General features: G+C 68.9%; 5 protein-coding genes. All 5 read left to right on the forward strand.

Annotation, left to right across the window (positions count from 1 at the left end):
* The first annotated feature begins 214 nt into the window (after window positions 1-214).
* On the forward strand, window positions 215-505 hold the full coding sequence (clpS, locus tag AC08ON_RS17205) for an ATP-dependent Clp protease adapter ClpS (protein WP_476608573.1): 291 nt from the start codon (window positions 215-217) through the stop codon (window positions 503-505).
* Between the two features lie 197 nt (window positions 506-702).
* A complete protein-coding gene (locus AC08ON_RS17210) occupies window positions 703-1,239 on the forward strand; it encodes a DUF2017 domain-containing protein (protein WP_476608572.1) in 537 nt (178 codons plus the stop codon).
* 52 nt (window positions 1,240-1,291) lie between these two features.
* Window positions 1,292-1,696 (forward strand): M67 family metallopeptidase, encoded by a 405-nt coding sequence (locus tag AC08ON_RS17215; protein ID WP_476608571.1) that lies wholly within the window; start codon window positions 1,292-1,294, stop codon window positions 1,694-1,696.
* A gap of 240 nt (window positions 1,697-1,936) precedes the next feature.
* Window positions 1,937-2,311, forward strand: coding sequence for a MoaD/ThiS family protein (locus tag AC08ON_RS17220; RefSeq protein ID WP_476608570.1), 375 nt, complete (start codon window positions 1,937-1,939; stop codon window positions 2,309-2,311).
* A gap of 22 nt (window positions 2,312-2,333) precedes the next feature.
* A complete protein-coding gene (locus tag AC08ON_RS17225) occupies window positions 2,334-3,281 on the forward strand; it encodes a PLP-dependent cysteine synthase family protein (RefSeq protein ID WP_476608569.1) in 948 nt (315 codons plus the stop codon).
* The last annotated feature ends 191 nt before the right edge of the window (window positions 3,282-3,472 follow it).

The raw sequence follows: 3,472 nt of genomic DNA on the forward strand, positions 1-3,472 counted from the left end.
GGGGGGTGTCCCGGTCGGGTCGGAGCCGTTTCGCGGCGGCAAAGTGGTTCTCATCCTGGCCGGCCCCCCGATGTGCGGCCGCGGCCCCGACGATGCCACCCTGCGGCGTTCGGTCGTCTCCCGGCGTTGGGCCGCCTGCTGAGAGGTGATTGCCGGCCACGGCACACGACCCGTCGAGGAGAACTGTCGTGGGAATGGCGTAACAATAGGAAGCGTGTCTGTCGCCACCGTGTCGCCTCTCGATGTCGAGGAAGTCGACGAGACCCTCGATGACGATCGGCCGTGGGTCACCATTGTCTGGAACGACCCGATCAACCTGATGTCATACGTGACGTATGTCTTCCAGAAGCTCTTCGGCTACAGCAAGCCGAAGGCCACCAAGCTGATGCTCGACGTCCATCACAAGGGGCGGGCTTCGGTGGCGGTCGGCACCAGGGAGGAGATGGAAGCCGACGCCGAGCGCCTGCACGCCTACGGCCTGTGGGCCACGATCGCCCAGGACTGACCCGACCGGTGACCCGAGACCGGTGCCCGACCCGGGGCTCGTTCCGTCGCACCGGTGCCCTGCCGCCCGGAGCAGCCCATGCTGCATGCCCTGGGTAGGCTGGCTGCGTCCGTGGTCGGACGGTTCAGACGGTCATGTGGGGCGGTCGTCCCGGGCGCACCGTCGCCGGGAGCGTGAGAGTGGGGGAACGGAGGGACGTGGCTGACGGCTTCCGCCGCACGCGTGCCGGGATCGAGCTGCGCCTTGCCCGGCTCGAGGCGGCGTTGCTGATCGAGCTCGTCGGCCAGATCGAGTCCCTGCTCGAACCACCGCCGGTCGAGGATCCGCTGGAGGCGCTGGTGGGGCTGCGTGACACCGCGCCGCCGCCGCCGGACGATCCGGCGATCGCTCGTCTGCTTCCCGACCCCTACCCGGACGATCCGATGGCCTCCGGGGACTTCCGCCGCCGCCGGACGGACGATCTGCTCGCCCGCAAGCGTGACGCCGCTCGGCGGGTGCTGTCCGCTGTGCCGGCGCCTGGGAGGGCGCTCCTGCTCGACGAGGAGGCCGCTCAGGACTGGCTGACGACGCTGAACGACCTCCGGTTGGTGCTGGGAACCCGGCTCGGTCTCACCGACGACGACTCCACCGCGGAACTCGAACACCTCGACCCGGACGATTCCCGCCGCCCGCTCGTCGCGGTCTACGCGTTCCTGACCGAGCTGCTCGATGATCTGACCCGAGCTCTGGGGTAGTCGCGGGCGAAGGCCGACCCGAACCGCCCCTTCGGCGTCGTACGGTGGGCTCGTGCTGCGAATCGACCGTGCCTGCTATGAGGCGATTGTCGCCCATGCCCGCCGAGATCATCCCGACGAGGCCTGTGGCATCGTCGCCGGCCCCCTGGGGTCGGACCGGCCGGAGCGGTTCATCCCGATGGAGAACGCGGAGCGCTCGCCGACCTTTTACCGCTTCGACCCAATGGAGCAGCTCAAGGTGTGGCGGGAGATGGACGACCGGGAGGAGGAGCCCGTCATCATCTACCACTCGCACACCGCAACCGAGGCGTACCCGTCCAGAACCGACGTGTCCCTTGCGGCCGAGCCGGGTGCGCACTACGTGCTGGCCTCCACCCGGGAGCCGGACGCGACCGAGTTCCGGTCCTACCGGATCGTCGATGGCGTGGTCACCGAGGAGCCGGTGGAAATCGTCTGAGACGACCTGGTGTTGCAGATGACGCGGCGACGGACGATGACGCGGCGACGGACATGGTCCGGGAAGGGACATGGTCCGGGAAGGTGGTGGACACGGTCCGGGAAGATGATGACTGCGGAGCCTTGGCACCCACGACTCGTCCGCTTGTCCGCCTGAGGTAGAACCCGCTGACGTGACACCCCGCCCATCCGGGCGGCGCCACCGCCGAGCCCGGCCGGTGGCACCCGCGAAAGGAGCACCATGGCAGTCCAGGTCCGTGTGCCGACGATCCTGCGTACCTACACGGGAGGTTCGAAGCTGGTCGAGGGCACGGGCGACACGGTCGCCGCGCTCTTCCTCGATCTCGACTTCCGGTATGCCGGGCTGCGGGGCCGGCTGGTGACCGGTGACAACGGTTCCGAGCTGCACCGCTTTGTCAACATCTACGTCAACGACGAGGACGTTCGTTTCCTCGGCGGTCTCGACGCCAAGCTCAGCGACGGCGACGAGGTCACCATCCTTCCTGCCGTCGCCGGCGGCTCCGTCGACGTCGGGGAGTTTTCGGGCAGTGCCGAAGTTCCGGGCAGCGAGGGGCTGGCCGTGCTGTCGCCTGGCATGTCGCCCGGGTGGCACTGACGCGAGCGACGGGTCCCGACTCATGCGCTTCTCCTCCCTGGCCGACTCCGTCGGCCGGACCCCGCTGGTCGGGCTTCCGCGACTGTCGCCGTCGCCGGATGCCCGGCTGTGGGCGAAGCTGGAACAGGACAACCCGACCGGTTCGATCAAGGACCGGGCGGCGCTGTGGATGATCGCCGACGGCGAGAAGCGCGGTCTGCTCACTCCGGGCGCGACCGTGCTCGAACCGACGTCCGGTAATACCGGGATCTCGCTGGCCATGGCCTGCCGTCAGCGGGGCTACCGGCTGATCTGTGTGATGCCGGAGAACACCTCGATCGAGCGCCGTCAGCTCCTGCAGATGTGGGGCGCCGAGATCAGGTTCTCGCCCGCCGCCGGCGGATCGAATGAGGCGGTCGCCGTCGCGAAGCGGCTGGCCGCTGAGAATCCCGACTGGGTGATGCTCTACCAGTACGGCAATCCGGCGAACGCCCAGGCGCACTATGAGACGACCGGGCCGGAGATTCTCGAGGACCTGCCCGAAATCACGCACTTCGTGGCGGGCCTCGGCACCACCGGAACCCTCATGGGAACGGGTCGTTACCTCAAGGAACGGGTACCGGACATCTCGATCGTCGCGGCCGAACCGCGCTACGGCGAGCTGGTGTACGGGCTGCGCAACATCGACGAGGGGTTCGTTCCCGAACTGTACGACCCGTCGGTGCTCACCTCGCGATACTCGGTCGGTCCGCGGGAGGCGCTGCGCCGTACCCGCGAGCTGGTGCAGGAGGAGGGCATCTTCGCCGGGATCTCCACCGGGGCCATCCTGCACGCGGCGCTTGCGCAGGCCGAGCGGGCGGTAAAGGAGGGCAAGTCGGCCGATATAGTCCTGATCGTCTGTGACGGTGGCTGGAAGTATCTGTCCACCGGCGCCTACGCCGGCACCCTCGAAGAAGCCACAGCCGCCCTGGAAGGGCAGCTGTGGGCCTAGCCCCGCATGGCGGCTTCGCCGCAATGCGGGGACCCCTGGCCTTGGGCGCCGTTCGGGGTTTCCGTCAGCTCGCCTTCGGCGAGCTTCCTGGGGGAGCCGTCGGGGGTGGTTGGCGGCTTCGCCGCGATGCGGGGACCCCGGCGGCTTCGCCGCGATGCGGCGGTTCAGTCGGTGGCGGGGGTGGGTGGGGC

The organism is Frankia sp. CoWAU3 (assembly GCF_977971855.1).